Raw genomic sequence first — 15,945 nt, forward strand, 5'->3', positions numbered from 1 at the left:
ATGTTTGGATTAGGAGGATTTAAAGAGAAGTTGGAAGAGGCCAAAGCAAAAGCTGAGGAAACCAAACAACGCATGAACACGGTTTACGTGGAAGGTAAATCGCAAAGTATAGTAACGGTTATTTCTACAGCCAATAGCGAGATTAAAGACGTGCAATTTTCGGATGAAATTCGCGAAATGGATCCGGAAGAACTGGCCGATCACGTGATCAATGCTACGAATAAGGCTTTGCAAAAAGCCAAAAACGTGTACGAAGCAGAAATGGCTGCTGTGGCCCAAGACGCCATGCCCAACATTCCCGGAATGCCCGGAATGAAGGACTTGTTCAAATAGACTTATTCCTTAAAAACCAATGCTCGAACTACTTTCCAACCCGGACACTTACATTGCCTTGCTTACCCTCACCTTTCTCGAAATTGTGCTGGGGGTAGACAATATCATTTTCATATCCATATTAGCCAACAAACTTCCTGAAGAGAAGCGGGCACGAACACGGAATACAGGTCTATTTCTGGCCTTGTTCTTCCGTATTGGATTGCTCTTTGGTATTACCTGGATCATTGGGTTTTCAGAACCTCTATTTGCCGTATTCGATCATGCTGTGAGCGGGCGGGATTTGATCCTACTTGCAGGTGGCCTCTTTCTGATTGCTAAGAGTACCAGTGAAATTCACCACAAAATGGAAGGCATTGAACACGAAAGCACGGAAAGTTCGGGCAAAGCGGTATCGGTGCCTTCGGTAATCCTTCAGGTAGTGGCCATGGATATCATATTTTCTTTTGACTCCATTCTGACAGCTGTTGGGCTTACTCAACAAATTGCCATTATGATTACTGCGGTGGTTATTGCTCTGATCATTATGATGACGTTCGCCGGAAAGATTGGCAACTTTATCAGCAAGCACCCGACGCTGGAGGTACTGGCCTTGTCCTTTTTGATCCTTATCGGTTTTATGCTGGTTCTGGATGCAGGTGGAGTTCATGTCCCCAAGGGATACATCTATTTTGCGGTATTCTTCTCCCTAATTGTTGAGGTGATGAATATGCAGATTCGAAAAAGAAGCCGGGAAAAGGTTGCCCTCAAGAGGAAGTGGAAAGATCCTAATAAGACTCAATAGAAAACTGAGCGCAGCTTTTAGAAGCGGTAGATTAAACCGGCACGAATACCCATGAAGTGGGTTGTCTGCTTGTTTAGAGTGGAATCGAATGAACGTAGGCCATAACGCAATTGAGGTTCCAATCTCAACTTAACTCCTGGAGATAGTTCGTAATCCAGATTTGCCCCCAAAAGTGCATTAACCTGTCCAATGGGAGAAACCACAGTTTTGTTCATGCTTCTCTCTTGATCGTGGCTATACAAATTCAACTTGTGGCGATTAACCAAATTGGCTGACAATCCAGTGGAGAAATAAAGCTTCCAATTGCCATTACCAAAGCCGTAACGAAGAATAAGAGGAATTTCCACAAAACTCTGAGAGAACTCGGTACGAACCGTATCGTCTCTTTGGGAGTATAATGTTTGAGTGCTTTTTCTGGGCGAATAAGAAGATGTTGGATCGCTGGAAGGATCACTACCTCCATTCACCTCTACCCACTCGGTATGGGTTATTTCATTACGAAATACGTTTTCCACCACCGTAGTTGAAACACCTGTCCAACGGTGGTAATGAATTCCTGTTTCCACTTCAAAATTTCGTCCCAGCTGCAAACCTCCTTGAACTCCAACGGCAAAGCCGGTAGTTGGCAAATAAGTAATCGAACGGGCTGAGGACTTGTCGAGGTTTTTATGAAAATGAAAACTCTCTTTCTGAACCAAACTGGCGTAGTGCGGATGATCCACCCAGGAATCAAAGGCAACACTTCCGCCCACAAACCACTGACTTCTTTTAGCCACTGGATCTGGGTAATCGGATTTCTCAAAAGGGTTGAAACCACTCAAGGAAGAGGTCAATCCACTTTGAGCAAAACCACTAAATGGCTTAGCGGGTAAAGAAGCTAACTCATTGGAAGAAGATTCAACCTCGGTCATCTCCGGCGACCAGTTGGTCCCTTGCTCAGAAGAAGAAGCTTGAGCAAGATATTGTTGAACGGCTCCTACCTGAGCCATCTGATCGGAAGAATATCTCTGCGGCTCTTGTGTCAGACCAGAAGCTTCTGATAAACTGGCAATGAGGTTGGAAGTATTTTCCTGATGGGCTCTTGAATAGCTTTCATCGAGCTGATGATCGGAAAGTGCTTGCTTGATTTTACCTTGAAGATTTCGGTGGTAATCCCGCATAAAATCCTTCCTTGCTTCCCAACTGCTTTTTCCATGGTAATCCAGGTAAAACAAAGAGACTGCAATCTGAACGGTAACCAGCCCAGCCGCCAAGGCCCAAAAGCCCCATTTGGAAGAATTTTTATGTATTGAATCTGAAGCCAAGAAAACCCCTGAAATAAAATGCTCCGCAAGATACGGCAGAAAGCTTATTTAGCCCTTGGCCACACCTTAAGGAATTGTAAATTTTAACCTATCAAAGATAAGGATAATAGTCCTTTGAGGTTCGACGTTCTTTCGACCGCTCCGATTCAGTTAACGGGAATATCTGCAGATTGTTTGACGTTTTTCATCAAGGTCATAATCTCCCTTTGAAGATCTTGCTGTTTATTCACGGCATACCAGCGGTGAATATCTTCCTTAACGTCTCCCGAATAAGCTTCCGGATTGGCCTTATAATCGATCATCAATTGCTGGGCATTGGCGGGTCTTGGACCCCACTCTGCCAATACATTTTCCAAATCCCCGTCGAACAAGATCAACTTAGGAATGGCGCGCCCACCATTGGTTAAAAACTGATCCATTAAATCGAGGTGCTCATCGCGGTAAATCATCTTAAATGGAATACCACCAAGCTCAGCCAACTGGTTAATCGTTGCAATATTTTGAGCGACATCTCCACACCACGCTTCGATGATCATTAGCCATTTATACTCGCCTTGCTGGGATTGAAAAAACGAAGTGGTCTCCTCATTGATTTTTGTAATGCGGTTCCATTTTTTCAAACGGCTGTAGTTAAGCTTCGTGAAGGCAGCTAAGGCCTCGTTTTGAACCGGTCCTGAAGTGGATTGTGTATCTACCCATCCCTTCATTTGTTCCAGGAAAGTGTTGTAATCAACACCCTGGTTCCATTTCTCAGCAAAAAAACTTTTCATAGTTCTCAATTAGGCTACAAAGTTCGCCTAGGTCTAACAAATGAAATGTCACTTTTGATGCAGAGGAGACATGATTTTTGTCAGGAAAACAACCTATTCCTGGTCCCGTGTAAAGACCCATTTATGGTCTTGAGAAAGCTCAGCATTGTATCCGTACCCCTCAAAATCGAATCCTTTAAGGTATTCAGGTTCATCGATTCGGTTTTGAATCAAGTACCTTGACATAAGTCCACGGGCTTTTTTGGCGAAGAAGGAAATGATCTTGAACTTCCCATTCTTCTTATCCATAAAGACAGGCTGGATAATGGTACCGTTGACTTTCTTGGGCTTAATGGATTTGAAATATTCGTCGGAAGCCAGGTTAATCAATACTGGAACCTCTTGTTCCTGAAGTAAGGCATTTACCTCATCTGTAATTCTCATTTTCCAGAATTCATAGAGGTTCTTTCCACGGGTAGTCCGTAAACCGGTTCCCATTTCAAGACGATAAGGTTGAATTCGGTCTAAGGGGCGCAATATTCCATAAAGGCCAGACAATATGCGTAAATGATCTTGGGCAAATTGATACTCTTCTTCGGAAAAATCCCAGGCACATAATCCCTGGTATACATCCCCTTGAAAAGCACTCACCGCCTGACGTGAATTGGCCTCCGTATTATCCATCGACCAAACTTGGTTTCGACCATAGTTCAACTCAGCCAAATTGCGACTGATATCCTGCATTTGCATCAATTTATTCACGCTCTTCTTCCGAAGCGACTGCATAACCCTTTCGGATTGGTCAATCAGAGCAGGCTCTGTGAATCCCACATTTGGGGCAGGTGATTCAAAGTCAAGTGATTTGGCCGGTGAGATTACTGTGATCATAAACTATTTTCCGTTTGTATTAATTAACAATCAAAGAAAAACATTTTCCCCTCCTACAACGTCTAATATTACAAAGACTGAATCAAAAACATTCGAGATATCATGAAAAAGAAAGTCAAACAAATAAAAGAGATAGCGAACAACATCAAGGTTCGCTTAGATCACCGAACTGTCATCACCTTAAAAGATATGGAGGCGCTGGCATTCTGGAAAGAGAAATACCCACAACTGGAAATTATCTCTGTATCCTAGATCTAAAGAGTAAGCACTGTAGTCAAGTGATGGGCCATTTGTAACGATCTCCATGCTGATCGGAACGAGTGGCCCTTTTTTGATTTCGATTCCCTCATTCGGACCCTCTCTTTCGGATATGCTATCCGAAAGTTCGAGCTGCGGATTTAAAACTGAGCTTGCGACCTCATGAACGAAGTGAGTAATCCGCAATCTCCCTACATTCGGATTTCAAATCCGAATGAATCCGTAAAAGTGAGCGCCAACATTCAGAATTCAAGTCCCAACCTTTCCATTCTGCCGCATCCAATACAACTTTAACGTAGCAGCCACGGTTAAGCTATCCCTTAATTCTCCGGAGAGCACTCGCTCGATCAATTCATCCACGTGTACCCTTATTACCTTTAAGTCTTCCGAATCTTCTGGGTTAGACTCGTGAAAGCTTAGTCCCTTGGCTATAAAAAGATAGGCCCTTTCTGAGGTGGCAGAATTACTCAAGTCCATTTGCAATATTTCTTCCCAGTGCTCAGCTACAATTCCCGTTTCTTCGCGCAATTCCCTTTTGGCCGATTCCAGCGGCGTTTGATCCATTGGCCCGCCACCTTCAGGAATCTCCCACGTATAGGCTTCATGCGGATATCGATATTGTCCAACCAACCAGGTGTAGCCCTCATCGTCAATCGGGATCACCCCAATTGCCAGGTTCTTAAAGTCCACTACTCCATAGATTCCAGGGGTACCTCCAGGGTGAATTACCTGGTGCTCTCGGACCCTAATCCAGGGGTTGTCATAAATTTCTTCGGTAGATAATGTTTGCCAAGGGTTAGAATAAGTCGGCAATTTCTCCATGTCTGTGTAATTTTGCGCCATGCAATTTTCGGTGGGCGATAAAGTTAAAGTAATCGATGAGGCCGTTTCGGGTATTGTAACCCGATTGGGCAAAAAAAAGATTTACATCGATTCCGATGGTTTCGAATTTGAATATTCGCCCGCCAAACTGGTGGTTGTTACACAATCTGATCGACAACTATTAGAAGATTACCTGGCCCATACCGATGGACGGATTTCAACCAAACTTGATGACATTAAGCTGCCCAAGCCGATAAGCCGCGAGGAACGGATTGAAGAATTAGGATCGGTTAGCGGTCGGCGCAATTCCAAAGGCATTCTTGAATTTGATCTACACATTCATGATCTGCTGGTGTCTCACAGCCACATGATGCCCGGCGAAATGCTCCAATATCAACTTGACTACACCGTCAATTGCCTCGAAGAATCCATCCGAAAACGAGAACCTCGTATTGTCTTTATCCATGGTGTGGGTAAAGGGGTGCTAAAAACCGAAGTACATAAAATCATCCAAAGCTACGAACTACCCTATCACGACGCTTCGAGGAAGGAATACGGAACCGGAGCCACTGAAGTGGAGCTCTTAGCTGGTAGATAAAACTAACTACTATGAGAATTCCTTTACTTATCATCACCCTTTTATGCGGGAACCTGCTTTCCGCACAAGACACCCTAAGTTTAGAATTAGACAATCCTGCTCCTCGAGTAGGAGACAAGGTAGAAATGTCTTTTCCGCTTGATTTTTTAACCGATGAAATAAAAGGCCAGCTAGGGGAACAAATAGAAATGACTCACCGCTCTTCCGCTTATGGAAGTCAAAGCGATGATTTTACCCAGGTCGTAAAATTCCCTGAAGAAGGCACCTACACGGTAGGCCCATTCCATTTCGAATTTAATGGCAAAACATGGATTACCGATTCGATTACATTGAACGTAGCCGAAAAACTCCCATTTGAAGAAGGTGTTTGGATCCGATTGATTGAAGATCAAGAAGGGAATAAATTTATCATCGTTGAGCAACTGATCCAGAACAAATCGGATTTTTCGGCAAGCAAGAATCAATTTTCATATACCATGGGTGGGGTTATGGATGAGAACACCCAATTTGTTGAGATCGATGAAATTTCTGAGGAGGGAATATCGATTGACTTTACCCAATCGAGAAGTAATACCCGAAGAGAAAAGGAAGACGACATTTTTGCACCTGGTTTATCCTATTCTTTCAAGAAATACAAAATCAAATTCAGTGACGATTTTGAAGGAACCTTTGTGCTTCAGAAAAAGCATCTAAAAAATGGCCCCAAGAAATTCAAGTTCTCTGATATTTCGATTTCGAGGTAGATCGCCCCTTTTCGACTCCAACTTCTAACGGTCATGGCAGACACAACATCACAGTTTCAAAATTGGATTGCATACCTTCAGGAAAACGACTGGGTGCAACAGAATCCAATGAGTTATGCGAAAGATGGAATTGAGCTCTTTTTTGACCAATCAAATTACATTGAGATTTATCCTGAGAACGACAGCACCCACCGCCTTGATGAAATGAGGATTCATTCCCAAAAAGACTTAGAAGCACTTTTGGATCGAATCAACAACGGAATGTATAGCAATAAGGACAACGTTCCTTCAGAGTAGCTATCTCAATCTATCCCCTATCGCAGTCTTCTAAGCGCATTTCCATATCTTGGCTGCCCGAGAAAAAGAACAGCAACGGGTAATAGAACATCGGTTAAACAAACACGATTTTAAAGAAGACAAATGCTTTTCAACTCCATTGATTTTGCGATTTTTTTGCCGATTGTCTTCGCCCTATATTGGTTCGCAACCCAGAAAAACCTTAGGCTTCAAAACCTACTCATCGTTGCAGCCAGCTACGTATTCTATGGTTGGTGGGATTGGCGGTTTCTTTCACTCATCATTTTCAGCACCATCGTGGACTACACGATTGGGATAAAGCTAAAAGAGGAAGAAAACCAGACCAAAAGGAAAGCCTTATTATGGACCAGTATTTTGGTTAATCTGGGGTTCCTGGGATTCTTTAAGTACTACAACTTTTTCCAGGACAATTTCATTTCCGCCTTTTCCTTCTTCGGAAGCGAAATAAAGCCGAACTCGCTAAACATCATTTTACCGGTGGGAATTAGCTTCTATACCTTTCAAACCCTGAGCTACACCATCGACGTTTACAAACGTAAGCTTGAGCCTACCAAAGACTTTATTGCCTTTTCCGCCTTTGTCAGCTTCTTCCCTCAGTTGGTAGCAGGCCCCATTGAAAGAGCAACCAACTTACTCCCTCAGTTCTACGCCAAGCGAACTTTTGATTATTCAAAAGCCGTAGATGGTATGCGGCAAATACTTTGGGGATTGTTCAAGAAAGTGGTCATCGCCGATAGTTGTGCCGAATATGCCAACCTTATCTTTAACAACTCCACCGACTATTCGGGAAGTACCTTGGCGCTCGGAGCATTCCTCTTTGCATTCCAGATCTATGGCGATTTCTCGGGCTACTCCGACATTGCGATCGGCACCTCCCGACTCTTTGGTTTTAACCTGATGAGGAATTTTGCCTTCCCGTATTTTGCCCGGGATATTGCCGAATTCTGGAGACGCTGGCACATCTCCCTGTCTACCTGGTTTCGCGACTACCTGTACATTCCATTGGGTGGAAGTCGAGGTGGAACGATGATGCAAGTGCGCAACACCTTTATCATCTTTATTGTAAGCGGCTTTTGGCATGGTGCTAACTGGACATTTATAGCCTGGGGAACATTAAACGCTATTTACTTTTTACCGCTGTTGCTTACCAAAAACAACCGTAACCATATTGAAATTGTAGCCCAGGGAAGACTGCTTCCTTCCCTTCGAGATTTGGCCTTTATGCTCATCACTTTTGGGTTAACCGTTTTTGCCTGGATATTCTTCAGAGCTGAAAACATGGGCCATGCATTTCAGTACATTCAGGATTTGATTCTGGGCTTGACCGATAAAGAAGCCTACCTGCAAACCTTGGATCTGGTTGTTTCAAAAATTCGTTATGCATTCCCGCTTATGATGATGGGATTTATTCTCATCGAATGGCTGGGACGAGACGGCCAATATGCAATAGAAAACATGACCAAGAAGTGGAAAATTCCCTTTCGATATGCCTTTTATTATGGGATACTCCTTGCGGTCTTTTGGTTTGGCGGTAAAGAACAAGAATTCATTTATTTTCAATTCTAAAGGATGAAGAGGTTTATCTACAAATCGGTCGTTTTCTTATTGATTCCCTCCATCTACTTTGTAATCATTGGATCAATCAACCGTTACATCGGAAAGGACCAAAAGGTGGATTTGCAAGGGGCTAGTACCCTCATTGCAGGCGACTCCCACCCGATGTCTTCCCTCAATCCAGATTTGCTTTACAATACCAAAAGTGTTTGTCAATCCGCCGAACCCTATATCATCAGCTACTGGAAAGTCAAAGAAATCCTTGAATCCAACCCAGTCGATACCTTGATTTTGGGCTTTGCACCGCACAATATTTCGGCATTCAACGATTTTAAATTTTCTGATCGGCAGTGGTCGTCTCAAATGTTTCATCGGAGCTACTACCTTAACGATTACAAAAACATCAGCGAGGTGGTTGACGTGGACCTTTATGAATACTACAAGATTCTAATGCGACACACTTGCCTATATCCCAAGATGAATCACATCAACTACGTGGGCAAGTTTTCCTCCCTTAGAATTTCCGATGTGGAGAGTTATGAATCCGCCATTAAGCGTCATTATTATTACCGATCCGAGCGCTTGGGTGTATCTGAGGTGGCCATTTCTTATTTGGACTCTATCATTGATTACTGCCAACGCAATCAAACTGAAATTATATTAACCAGTAATCCGGTTCACCACAGCTATTACGAAAACATTCCTCCAGCCATTCTTTCAAGGTACAATCAGTTATCCGAAAAGTATTCGAACGATGGACTCTTTGTTTTTAACTTAACATCGAGTAGTTATCCTGATTCCTTGTTTACCAATGTGGACCATTTGAATTTTTTTGGAGCCACCCGCTTTTCGAAAGAGTTTAGGCAAGCCAAAGCCAATAGAGCTTCCGAGTAAGTCAAGCCATCCTACCTACCTAAAGCCTTTAATTTTTTTTTCAGTTTTTTTTCGGGACTGTATCAAATGATACCGTTATGAGCTCTTGACCCGGCTCAACTTTGCTGCATAATTTATTACAAACCAAAGAAGTAAAGGTTATGCAAAACTCAGTTCTATTAATTACCTCAGCCCAAGTAGATCTGCTGGCTGAAAACGGAAAAGCCTGGGGCTCTACAGAAAGCTCAGAGAAGCAAAACTCCATGAGAAGAAACCTCACAACGCTGCTTAGAGAGGCCAGAAATCGAAGCATCCCCATCATCCACTCTCCGGTCGCTTTCGACTATGAAATGATGCAGGGATACGAACCCCTGAATGCGATTCAAAACGTGATTGTACAAAATCAATTGCTGGCCATGAATACGCCTGGAATCGAATTTATCCCAGAAGCCCGCCCAGAAAGTGGAGAGACGGTTCTTCCTTATCGTCAGGGGTTCTCTTCCTTTTGGGCCAAGTCTATTCAAGAGCACTTGGAGAGAATGGGTACCGACACCCTATTCATCGCCGGTATGCTGGCTGAGGGATGTGTAGAATCACATGCCCGGGACGCTGCCGAAAATGGTTACAAGACCATCGTGATATCGGATGCTATTGGCTCCACCAGCCTCGATCTGTTAGAAGCATCCTACAAAACACTTGCCCTTCATACGGCATCCATCATCCCAACAGAAGAATTCTAAAACAAAGATTAATACCCCATAAATCGAAAAGAAATGAAAAATTCAATTTTAGTACTCGCCCTCCTATTCATGGCTAACCTCATGTTTGGTCAGTCTTCCGATAACACCCACGGCAAAAGCGTCCTCCTCATCACCTCCGCTCAGGTAGACCTGCTTTCTGAAAGCGGGAAAGCCTGGGGATTCACGCAAGAATCTGTCGAAAAAAATCAAATGAGAAAAAACCTCCTTAAGGTGATCAAAGAAGCCCGTAAGCGAAACATTCCCATCATTCACTCTCCGGTAGGATTTGACTACGAGCTGATGAAAGGATTTGAACCGCTGAATGCCATTCAAGGTGTAATCGTTCAAAACCAATTGTTGGCCGTCAATACCCCTGGAGTAGATTTCATTCCTGAGGCACAACCTAAAAGCGGTGATATTGTACTTCCCTTTCGTCAAGGATTTTCCTCCTTTTGGGCCAAGTCCATTCAAGCACACCTGAAAAAGATGGGTATTGAAACCATTTATGTAGTGGGAATGCTCGCAGAAGGTTGCGTAGAATCTCATGCACGCGATGCCGCTGAAAACGGATACAAAACTGTGGTCATTTCAGATGCCATTGGATCCACAAGTATGGAGCTTTATGAAGCCTCTCTGAAAACATTGGCTCTTCACACCGCCGGAATCATCACGACAAAGGAATTTTTGAACGGTAAGTAAATTCCCCATCCCGTAAAGAGGCTGTCCGTTGGATCGTCTCATATGCCTCCAAGGATCTAGCATAAGTTAGCATTCTTGGAGGTTTTGTTTTTTTATCTTGTATGAAGACTATAACCTAATATTTCCATTGGCTTTCATAGCTGATGAAACGAAGATGAAAGAAAGATCTTTTGGAGTAATCCCTGAAATTGAAGAGGGAAAAACTTTTAAAAATAGACTTGAATTATCCAAATCAAAAGTACATCGACCGATTCAAGCTGGAATTAGCGGATCCCAAAATCAAGGTGCCGACTCCATTGTACTATCAGGCGGTTACGAAGATGATGAAGATCATGGAGATTTAATCATTTATACCGGGCATGGAGGGAGAGATCTTGCCACTGGAAAACAATCATCGGATCAAGAGTTGATTCGACAAAATTTGGCTTTGGTAAAAAATTGTCAACAAGGGTTACCTGTTCGGGTAATTAGAGGAAGTAATCATAACTCCATATTTTCACCTAAAATCGGATATAGATATGATGGGTTGTACAGAGTAGAAGACTACTGGCATGAAATCGGACAAAGTGGTTACAAAATTTGGAGGTATCGTCTTAGCAAAATTACAAATGAATCAAATGGACTAAATATTCCTGGAGATGCTCCTATTTCTGCCAATGAAAATGATGAAAACGATTATGGTCGAAGCAAACGAGCGGAGGTCTTAATTCAGAGAATTATTAGAGATACTAGGTTATCCAAAAGGATAAAAGAATTGTACAATAATCGTTGTCAAGTATGCGGAGTATCTATCAGAACGAACTCAGGATTGTATTCAGAGGCAGCTCACATTAAACCTTTGGGTGCTCCGCATAATGGGCCAGATATCATAGAAAACATCCTATGTCTTTGCCCTAATCATCATGCAAGTTTTGATTTTGGAGGCTTTTCTATAAATGACAATTTCGATCTAATTGGGGAGACTGGGGCACTAATTGTGAACCCAAATCACAAAATTGAAAAAGAGTTTTTGAAATACCATCGAGACCATTTCTTCAGAGAATACTAATTCAAAACCTCAACAGAGGCGCTTCCAAATCTTAGAATAAAAAAATGGAAACAGTGAAAAGTTTAAATGCTACCAACCCGAAGAAGATTGGACTTTTCTCCACCCAAGAAATCAAATCCGCCTACCAAGCCGTATTCCGCAACTCCACAGAGGAACCTGGTTTTTATTATTGGGATCTCGGAGATCAAATCGACTCGCGAACTTTTCGGCAATACATGGTGGAACTTAAAAATGGGCTCGCTCAACTTTGTGAAAGTCAGCTGCAAAAGCGGCTAAACTACCAGAGCATGGGGCGGTTTAACCACCAACATACCAGTCGATACCACCGCGACAATGGTGATACCTTTTCTTTTCTCATGCTGGGCTATGAACCTACTCCGGTAGACAGTCGTGCATTTATTACCGATTACACGAAATACCTGGAAAAGGAGAATCTTTCCCTGATCGATTTTTTTGGTGGAGATCAAGAAGCCAACCTCGTGCTAAATCAGGAGATGCTCGATCCCTACACCACCGAGATGAATCCATTTCACAAGGACCATTATCGACTTCTACTGCTCAACAACAGCAAATCCTACGATGCGCCTTCTCACGGCGTTTTTCACAGTGCTGAAATTCCACATAAAATGGAAGAAAAAGATCGGGTGCTTAATTACCTGATGCTGCATTTGTGCGACTGGGAAACGAAAGAACATTATGATGAACAGGCCGTTCACGACTTTATATACAATGACAAGGTTGATCGATGAGGAAATCCATATTTCGTTGGTCAATCCTTTGTAATAACCATTGTACTTTTATCCCATGCGAATAAACGGACACGGACATATACTTCCAGAGCCTTCTCAGATCCCCAAATTCATGCGGGACAAGAAGCTGTTTTGGATTGATGAGGACAAAAAATTCATGCGACAAGGTGATTGGTCACGGCCGATTACGGATCCGAGTTTTTTCCTGAAGGAAAAACTGGAATGGATGGATCAGTTTAACATCGATCATGGAGTAATGCTCTGTCTTTCGCAATTGTACTGCAACGGTTGGGAGGAACAAGACTGCGCCGATGGAATTCGCTTCCAGAACGATTACAATGCTTCGGTTCAAGCTGATTACCCAGACAAGTTTACTTGTGGGTTTGTGGTTCAGCCTTTGTACATGGATCAAGCTCTAAAGGAGATCGACCGGTGTGTGAACGAACTAGGGTTAAAAATGCTCTGTTTACCTACGCATTTCTTAAACGCTGAGGGAGAATGGCTCTCCGTAGCTGAGGCAGATGTAGACCCGATTTATGAATTGGCCAACGAACACAACCTGGCCATTCAAATTCACCCCTACGATGGGGAGAAAATGATTGCCCTGAAAAACAAATACTGGCGATTCCACCTGGTTTGGATGATGGCTCAATGTGGAGATACGCTCCACCTCTACACCTTGCGTGATTTGCCTAATCGCTTTCCGAATGTTCGTACCAGCTTCGCTCATGGTGGTATGTTGGGTATCGCTAACTACGGAAGAAGAATCCAAGGATTTGACGGTCGTCCGGATATCTTCAAGGATATGGAAGATCCCAGAAAATCATTGGGGCATAAAAACCTTTTTTACGACACGCTGGTACACGATTCTTATACCCTGGAACTTTTGAAAAAACGAGTAGGAAGTAGCCAGATTATTGTTGGTTTGGACGATCCTTACCCGCTGGGAGAAATGGAAGGTGTGGGAACTTCTTACCCAGGTCGTGTAGTGGACTATGCAGTAGAAATTGGCATTCTCACTGATCAGGAACGAAAAGACATGTGGTACAAAAATGTGCAGGATTGGCTGGGGATAGAAATACCGAGTTCTTGACCAAAATCTTAGACACAGTTAAGAACAAGTAGAGATGGCAAAACCAATGAAACCTACACTCCTTCTTCTAATATTGTTCCTATTCTCATCTTGTGATGGACCGAAATTACCATCTATCGATGTTAAATCGCTTAGGACGGACCAAGACAGGATAATTGCACGAGGCTTTCAGTTTATCCAAAGCTTAAAAGGGATTTCCTACCCCTGGAAGATGACACTGTTAAATTAGGAAGTCCGATCTACTCTTCAAATCCATGCGGCCTTTTCCAACTTGATACCATGGATAAGAACTCCTTGCTTTTTTTCAATGATGTCTCTTATTCGGAAAATAAACTGGCCTTTTACCTTCCAAATACGGATCACGAATCCCTGCTTGATCAAGTGAACACTCCGAACAATAGAACCTGGAATGCGGTGGATTTTGGAGGAGACCTGTTCTTTGAGGATATCCAAATCATAGACTCTAACCTATGTGGCCCACAAGGATGGTTTGATGCTCAAAAATCAAGAGAAAGGATCAAGGGGTCGGATCATTTTTTAGTTTTTGCCAGCCCTCCGATCTTATCGAATGGTTTTGATTATGCCTTAATGGGTTTTTCCGCAATTGACGAAGATTACCGGATTGATTACTTGGTTAGCTTCAAGTTAGAAGAAAGTAATTGGAAAGTTTATCAGGTTCTTACCGGATTCTACCAATGGATTTCCATTGAACAAACCCAGTCAACCGATACAAGTGGTACCAAAGCTTGGCAGCAGCAGGAGATATCCCAGAAAATCATGGGGCATTTCGTTCAGGAGTTTTAAATTCATGATTTAGTTCAATATGGCGCTATAAAGAGGTTTGAATCTATAGGCTCGGCCAAGTGGATTCCCAATAAACGAATTCGATAGAAATGCTAACCGTAAACAAATCCTCCTTTCACACCCTTCTACAACTAATGAATGGAGCAGTCCTTTTGGGGTTGGTTTACTTGCATTTGGATTCGGAAGGCGGAGGATGGATTATCCCTACCTTTATGACCGTGGCAGTTATTTTTGGCATTTATGCCATCTTGTATTATCAGCTAAAACCATTCCTTATCCTAAATTCAGATTTTCTCATCATAAGACGTCCACTCAGAAACTTAAAATTTGAGCTTTCAGAAATCCAGAATTTTGAAATAAATCGTAGGTATATCGTTTTGGTGACGGCGAAAAAAAGAAAGAAAATCTGGACTCAATCCTGTGACCAAAAGGAGTTAGAAGATTTCTTAGCCAAGCTCTCCATTCTCCTAGAAGAAAAAGGTTAGTTTCATACCTTTAGCTCCAACCACTATGAAATTCAAGGCCCGACTTCTAATCTGGAGACAGTGGATACTCTTCCCAATATTAGGCACAGTGCTCGCTGTTTTGCCTTTACGACTTATTCAGAATTTGCTCGATATTCAACCGCCATTATACTGGAATATTCTCATCATGCTTGGTTTGTTTATCGGCCTATGCGCTTTTTTCTACTTCCACAATCGCGATGTCAAATATGTAGACTTGTTAGACAATCGAATCGAGGTGACCTATTTCAACTCCTATAAAGCCAATAATGATAGTTTGTATCATTCAGAAATCAATAGGATTAAAATCTATCCCAGTCGTAGTTTTAATACCTCGCACCTTTATCAAATTGATGGTATATCAGGGCAAAATCTCCAATTCGACTCACATTTTGTTCCAGTAGAAATCCTAAAAAAGTACGCCAAAAATCACCACCTGAACATCGAAATAATACCCAATCATGATTTTGGATGAATTAAACTCTAATGTTGATGTTAGAGCTTCAAGGAAATAGATGCATAGAAATTCAGAGGGTCCGCAGGAATGATTCCAGGACCAGGGTATCCTTCTGCTCTTCGGGTAAAGTAAACGTTGTCGGTTAGGTTGTTGAGTCCAGCGCCGAAGCTGAGTTTTTTCCAGGTGTATTTGGCTGAGAGGTCCATGACGTAATACGCTGGCACTTCACCCACCACAGCGGTAACTACTTTTTCGGTATTGGTGGCATCGGTGTATTGTTTGCTGGTATAGCTTAGCTGGTAAGACAACTGGAAGGTTTTCCATTTTCCGGTCAATCCGGTTCGCATGATCACGTTAGGTACATGCTCCACTTTTTTGTCCCTAAAGGCAGACTCTTCGGAGTCCACATAGCGGGCGTCCTGAACGGTGGTATTGATAAACCAGCTCAACCCCCAATCGGATTTCTTGTTCTTCTGCCGTAACAAACGCAGCAATTCGGCTTCCACAAAAACCTCAGCGCCGTAGTTACGAGACCTGGCAATATTGGTTCTTAATCGATACAAACGAAGTGTGCTCTCATCGACCATGAGAACGGAACCAATTCGATTGTCGTAATTGATGTAGAATA

Annotated in this window: 20 protein-coding genes; 16 read left to right on the forward strand and 4 right to left on the reverse strand. The window is 42.7% G+C overall.

What is annotated here, in order from left to right:
- A complete protein-coding gene (locus KFE98_03400) occupies window positions 1-333 on the forward strand; it encodes a YbaB/EbfC family nucleoid-associated protein (GenBank protein ID UTW63215.1) in 333 nt (110 codons plus the stop codon).
- A gap of 19 nt (window positions 334-352) precedes the next feature.
- Window positions 353-1,117, forward strand: a complete 765-nt coding sequence (locus KFE98_03405) for a TerC family protein (protein ID UTW63216.1) — start codon at window positions 353-355, stop codon at window positions 1,115-1,117.
- 17 nt (window positions 1,118-1,134) lie between these two features.
- On the opposite strand, the gene KFE98_03410 is transcribed toward KFE98_03405, so the two are convergent.
- The 3 genes from KFE98_03410 to yaaA all read right to left on the reverse strand — a co-directional run bounded on the left by KFE98_03410 (window position 1,135) and on the right by yaaA (window position 4,058).
- A complete protein-coding gene (locus KFE98_03410; GenBank protein ID UTW63217.1) occupies window positions 1,135-2,370 on the reverse strand; it encodes an outer membrane beta-barrel protein in 1,236 nt (411 codons plus the stop codon).
- Window positions 2,371-2,567: 197 nt separating this feature from the next.
- Window positions 2,568-3,191, reverse strand: a complete 624-nt coding sequence (locus tag KFE98_03415; GenBank protein ID UTW63218.1) for a thioredoxin family protein — start codon at window positions 3,189-3,191, stop codon at window positions 2,568-2,570.
- Window positions 3,192-3,284: 93 nt separating this feature from the next.
- Window positions 3,285-4,058, reverse strand: a complete 774-nt coding sequence (yaaA, locus tag KFE98_03420; protein ID UTW63219.1) for a peroxide stress protein YaaA — start codon at window positions 4,056-4,058, stop codon at window positions 3,285-3,287.
- Window positions 4,059-4,160: 102 nt separating this feature from the next.
- Here yaaA and KFE98_03425 point away from each other — a divergent pair, with 102 nt between their 5' ends.
- Window positions 4,161-4,310, forward strand: coding sequence for a hypothetical protein (locus KFE98_03425; GenBank protein ID UTW63220.1), 150 nt, complete (start codon window positions 4,161-4,163; stop codon window positions 4,308-4,310).
- Window positions 4,311-4,565: 255 nt separating this feature from the next.
- On the opposite strand, the gene KFE98_03430 is transcribed toward KFE98_03425, so the two are convergent.
- Window positions 4,566-5,138 (reverse strand): NUDIX hydrolase, encoded by a 573-nt coding sequence (locus tag KFE98_03430; protein UTW63221.1) that lies wholly within the window; start codon window positions 5,136-5,138, stop codon window positions 4,566-4,568.
- 19 nt (window positions 5,139-5,157) lie between these two features.
- Between KFE98_03430 and KFE98_03435 the strand changes: the two genes are divergently transcribed.
- From KFE98_03435 to KFE98_03495, 13 genes are all read left to right on the forward strand, one after another.
- Window positions 5,158-5,736: a Smr/MutS family protein gene (locus KFE98_03435; protein UTW63222.1), complete on the forward strand. Its 579-nt coding sequence runs from the start codon at window positions 5,158-5,160 to the stop codon at window positions 5,734-5,736.
- 11 nt (window positions 5,737-5,747) lie between these two features.
- Entirely contained in the window at window positions 5,748-6,479 is a 732-nt protein-coding gene (locus tag KFE98_03440; protein UTW63223.1) for a hypothetical protein, read from the forward strand.
- Between the two features lie 33 nt (window positions 6,480-6,512).
- A complete protein-coding gene (locus tag KFE98_03445; GenBank protein ID UTW63224.1) occupies window positions 6,513-6,776 on the forward strand; it encodes a hypothetical protein in 264 nt (87 codons plus the stop codon).
- A gap of 123 nt (window positions 6,777-6,899) precedes the next feature.
- The gene (locus KFE98_03450; GenBank protein UTW63225.1) at window positions 6,900-8,363 is read left to right on the forward strand and encodes an MBOAT family protein; all 1,464 of its coding nucleotides are present in this window, start codon (window positions 6,900-6,902) and stop codon (window positions 8,361-8,363) included.
- Between the two features lie 3 nt (window positions 8,364-8,366).
- Window positions 8,367-9,245 carry a hypothetical protein gene (locus KFE98_03455; GenBank protein UTW63226.1) on the forward strand — a complete coding sequence of 293 codons (879 nt, stop codon included), beginning with the start codon at window positions 8,367-8,369 and terminating at the stop codon, window positions 9,243-9,245.
- 140 nt (window positions 9,246-9,385) lie between these two features.
- Window positions 9,386-9,964 carry a cysteine hydrolase gene (locus KFE98_03460; protein UTW63227.1) on the forward strand — a complete coding sequence of 193 codons (579 nt, stop codon included), beginning with the start codon at window positions 9,386-9,388 and terminating at the stop codon, window positions 9,962-9,964.
- A gap of 33 nt (window positions 9,965-9,997) precedes the next feature.
- Window positions 9,998-10,663 (forward strand): cysteine hydrolase, encoded by a 666-nt coding sequence (locus KFE98_03465; protein UTW63228.1) that lies wholly within the window; start codon window positions 9,998-10,000, stop codon window positions 10,661-10,663.
- Window positions 10,664-10,817: 154 nt separating this feature from the next.
- A complete protein-coding gene (locus tag KFE98_03470; protein UTW63229.1) occupies window positions 10,818-11,711 on the forward strand; it encodes an HNH endonuclease in 894 nt (297 codons plus the stop codon).
- A gap of 44 nt (window positions 11,712-11,755) precedes the next feature.
- A complete protein-coding gene (locus KFE98_03475; protein ID UTW63230.1) occupies window positions 11,756-12,460 on the forward strand; it encodes a hypothetical protein in 705 nt (234 codons plus the stop codon).
- Window positions 12,461-12,515: 55 nt separating this feature from the next.
- A complete protein-coding gene (locus KFE98_03480) occupies window positions 12,516-13,553 on the forward strand; it encodes an amidohydrolase family protein (protein UTW63231.1) in 1,038 nt (345 codons plus the stop codon).
- A 279-nt stretch (window positions 13,554-13,832) separates the two neighbouring features.
- Window positions 13,833-14,357, forward strand: a complete 525-nt coding sequence (locus KFE98_03485) for a hypothetical protein (protein UTW63232.1) — start codon at window positions 13,833-13,835, stop codon at window positions 14,355-14,357.
- A gap of 89 nt (window positions 14,358-14,446) precedes the next feature.
- Entirely contained in the window at window positions 14,447-14,842 is a 396-nt protein-coding gene (locus KFE98_03490; GenBank protein UTW63233.1) for a hypothetical protein, read from the forward strand.
- A gap of 25 nt (window positions 14,843-14,867) precedes the next feature.
- Window positions 14,868-15,335 carry a hypothetical protein gene (locus KFE98_03495; protein UTW63234.1) on the forward strand — a complete coding sequence of 156 codons (468 nt, stop codon included), beginning with the start codon at window positions 14,868-14,870 and terminating at the stop codon, window positions 15,333-15,335.
- Window positions 15,336-15,945 lie beyond the last annotated feature (610 nt).

Source organism: bacterium SCSIO 12741, from assembly GCA_024398055.1.
Classification (GTDB): Bacteria; Bacteroidota; Bacteroidia; order Flavobacteriales_G; family Salibacteraceae; genus SCSIO-12741.

Bases quoted from the DNA above. Each gene is read 5' to 3' on its own strand.
- KFE98_03435 (UTW63222.1), top strand. From the start codon at position 5,158: ATGCAATTTTCGGTGGGCGATAAAGTTAAAGTAATCGATGAGGCCGTT.
- KFE98_03455 (UTW63226.1), top strand. From the start codon at position 8,367: ATGAAGAGGTTTATCTACAAATCGGTCGTTTTCTTATTGATTCCCTCC.
- KFE98_03430 (UTW63221.1), bottom strand. From the start codon at position 5,138: ATGGAGAAATTGCCGACTTATTCTAACCCTTGGCAAACATTATCTACC.
- KFE98_03400 (UTW63215.1), top strand. From the start codon at position 1: ATGTTTGGATTAGGAGGATTTAAAGAGAAGTTGGAAGAGGCCAAAGCA.
- KFE98_03450 (UTW63225.1), top strand. From the start codon at position 6,900: ATGCTTTTCAACTCCATTGATTTTGCGATTTTTTTGCCGATTGTCTTC.
- KFE98_03415 (UTW63218.1), bottom strand. From the start codon at position 3,191: ATGAAAAGTTTTTTTGCTGAGAAATGGAACCAGGGTGTTGATTACAAC.
- KFE98_03405 (UTW63216.1), top strand. From the start codon at position 353: ATGCTCGAACTACTTTCCAACCCGGACACTTACATTGCCTTGCTTACC.
- KFE98_03460 (UTW63227.1), top strand. From the start codon at position 9,386: ATGCAAAACTCAGTTCTATTAATTACCTCAGCCCAAGTAGATCTGCTG.
- yaaA (UTW63219.1), bottom strand. From the start codon at position 4,058: ATGATCACAGTAATCTCACCGGCCAAATCACTTGACTTTGAATCACCT.
- KFE98_03480 (UTW63231.1), top strand. From the start codon at position 12,516: ATGCGAATAAACGGACACGGACATATACTTCCAGAGCCTTCTCAGATC.
- KFE98_03475 (UTW63230.1), top strand. From the start codon at position 11,756: ATGGAAACAGTGAAAAGTTTAAATGCTACCAACCCGAAGAAGATTGGA.
- KFE98_03490 (UTW63233.1), top strand. From the start codon at position 14,447: ATGCTAACCGTAAACAAATCCTCCTTTCACACCCTTCTACAACTAATG.
- KFE98_03445 (UTW63224.1), top strand. From the start codon at position 6,513: ATGGCAGACACAACATCACAGTTTCAAAATTGGATTGCATACCTTCAG.
- KFE98_03465 (UTW63228.1), top strand. From the start codon at position 9,998: ATGAAAAATTCAATTTTAGTACTCGCCCTCCTATTCATGGCTAACCTC.
- KFE98_03495 (UTW63234.1), top strand. From the start codon at position 14,868: ATGAAATTCAAGGCCCGACTTCTAATCTGGAGACAGTGGATACTCTTC.
- KFE98_03425 (UTW63220.1), top strand. From the start codon at position 4,161: ATGAAAAAGAAAGTCAAACAAATAAAAGAGATAGCGAACAACATCAAG.
- KFE98_03470 (UTW63229.1), top strand. From the start codon at position 10,818: ATGAAAGAAAGATCTTTTGGAGTAATCCCTGAAATTGAAGAGGGAAAA.
- KFE98_03485 (UTW63232.1), top strand. From the start codon at position 13,833: ATGGATAAGAACTCCTTGCTTTTTTTCAATGATGTCTCTTATTCGGAA.
- KFE98_03440 (UTW63223.1), top strand. From the start codon at position 5,748: ATGAGAATTCCTTTACTTATCATCACCCTTTTATGCGGGAACCTGCTT.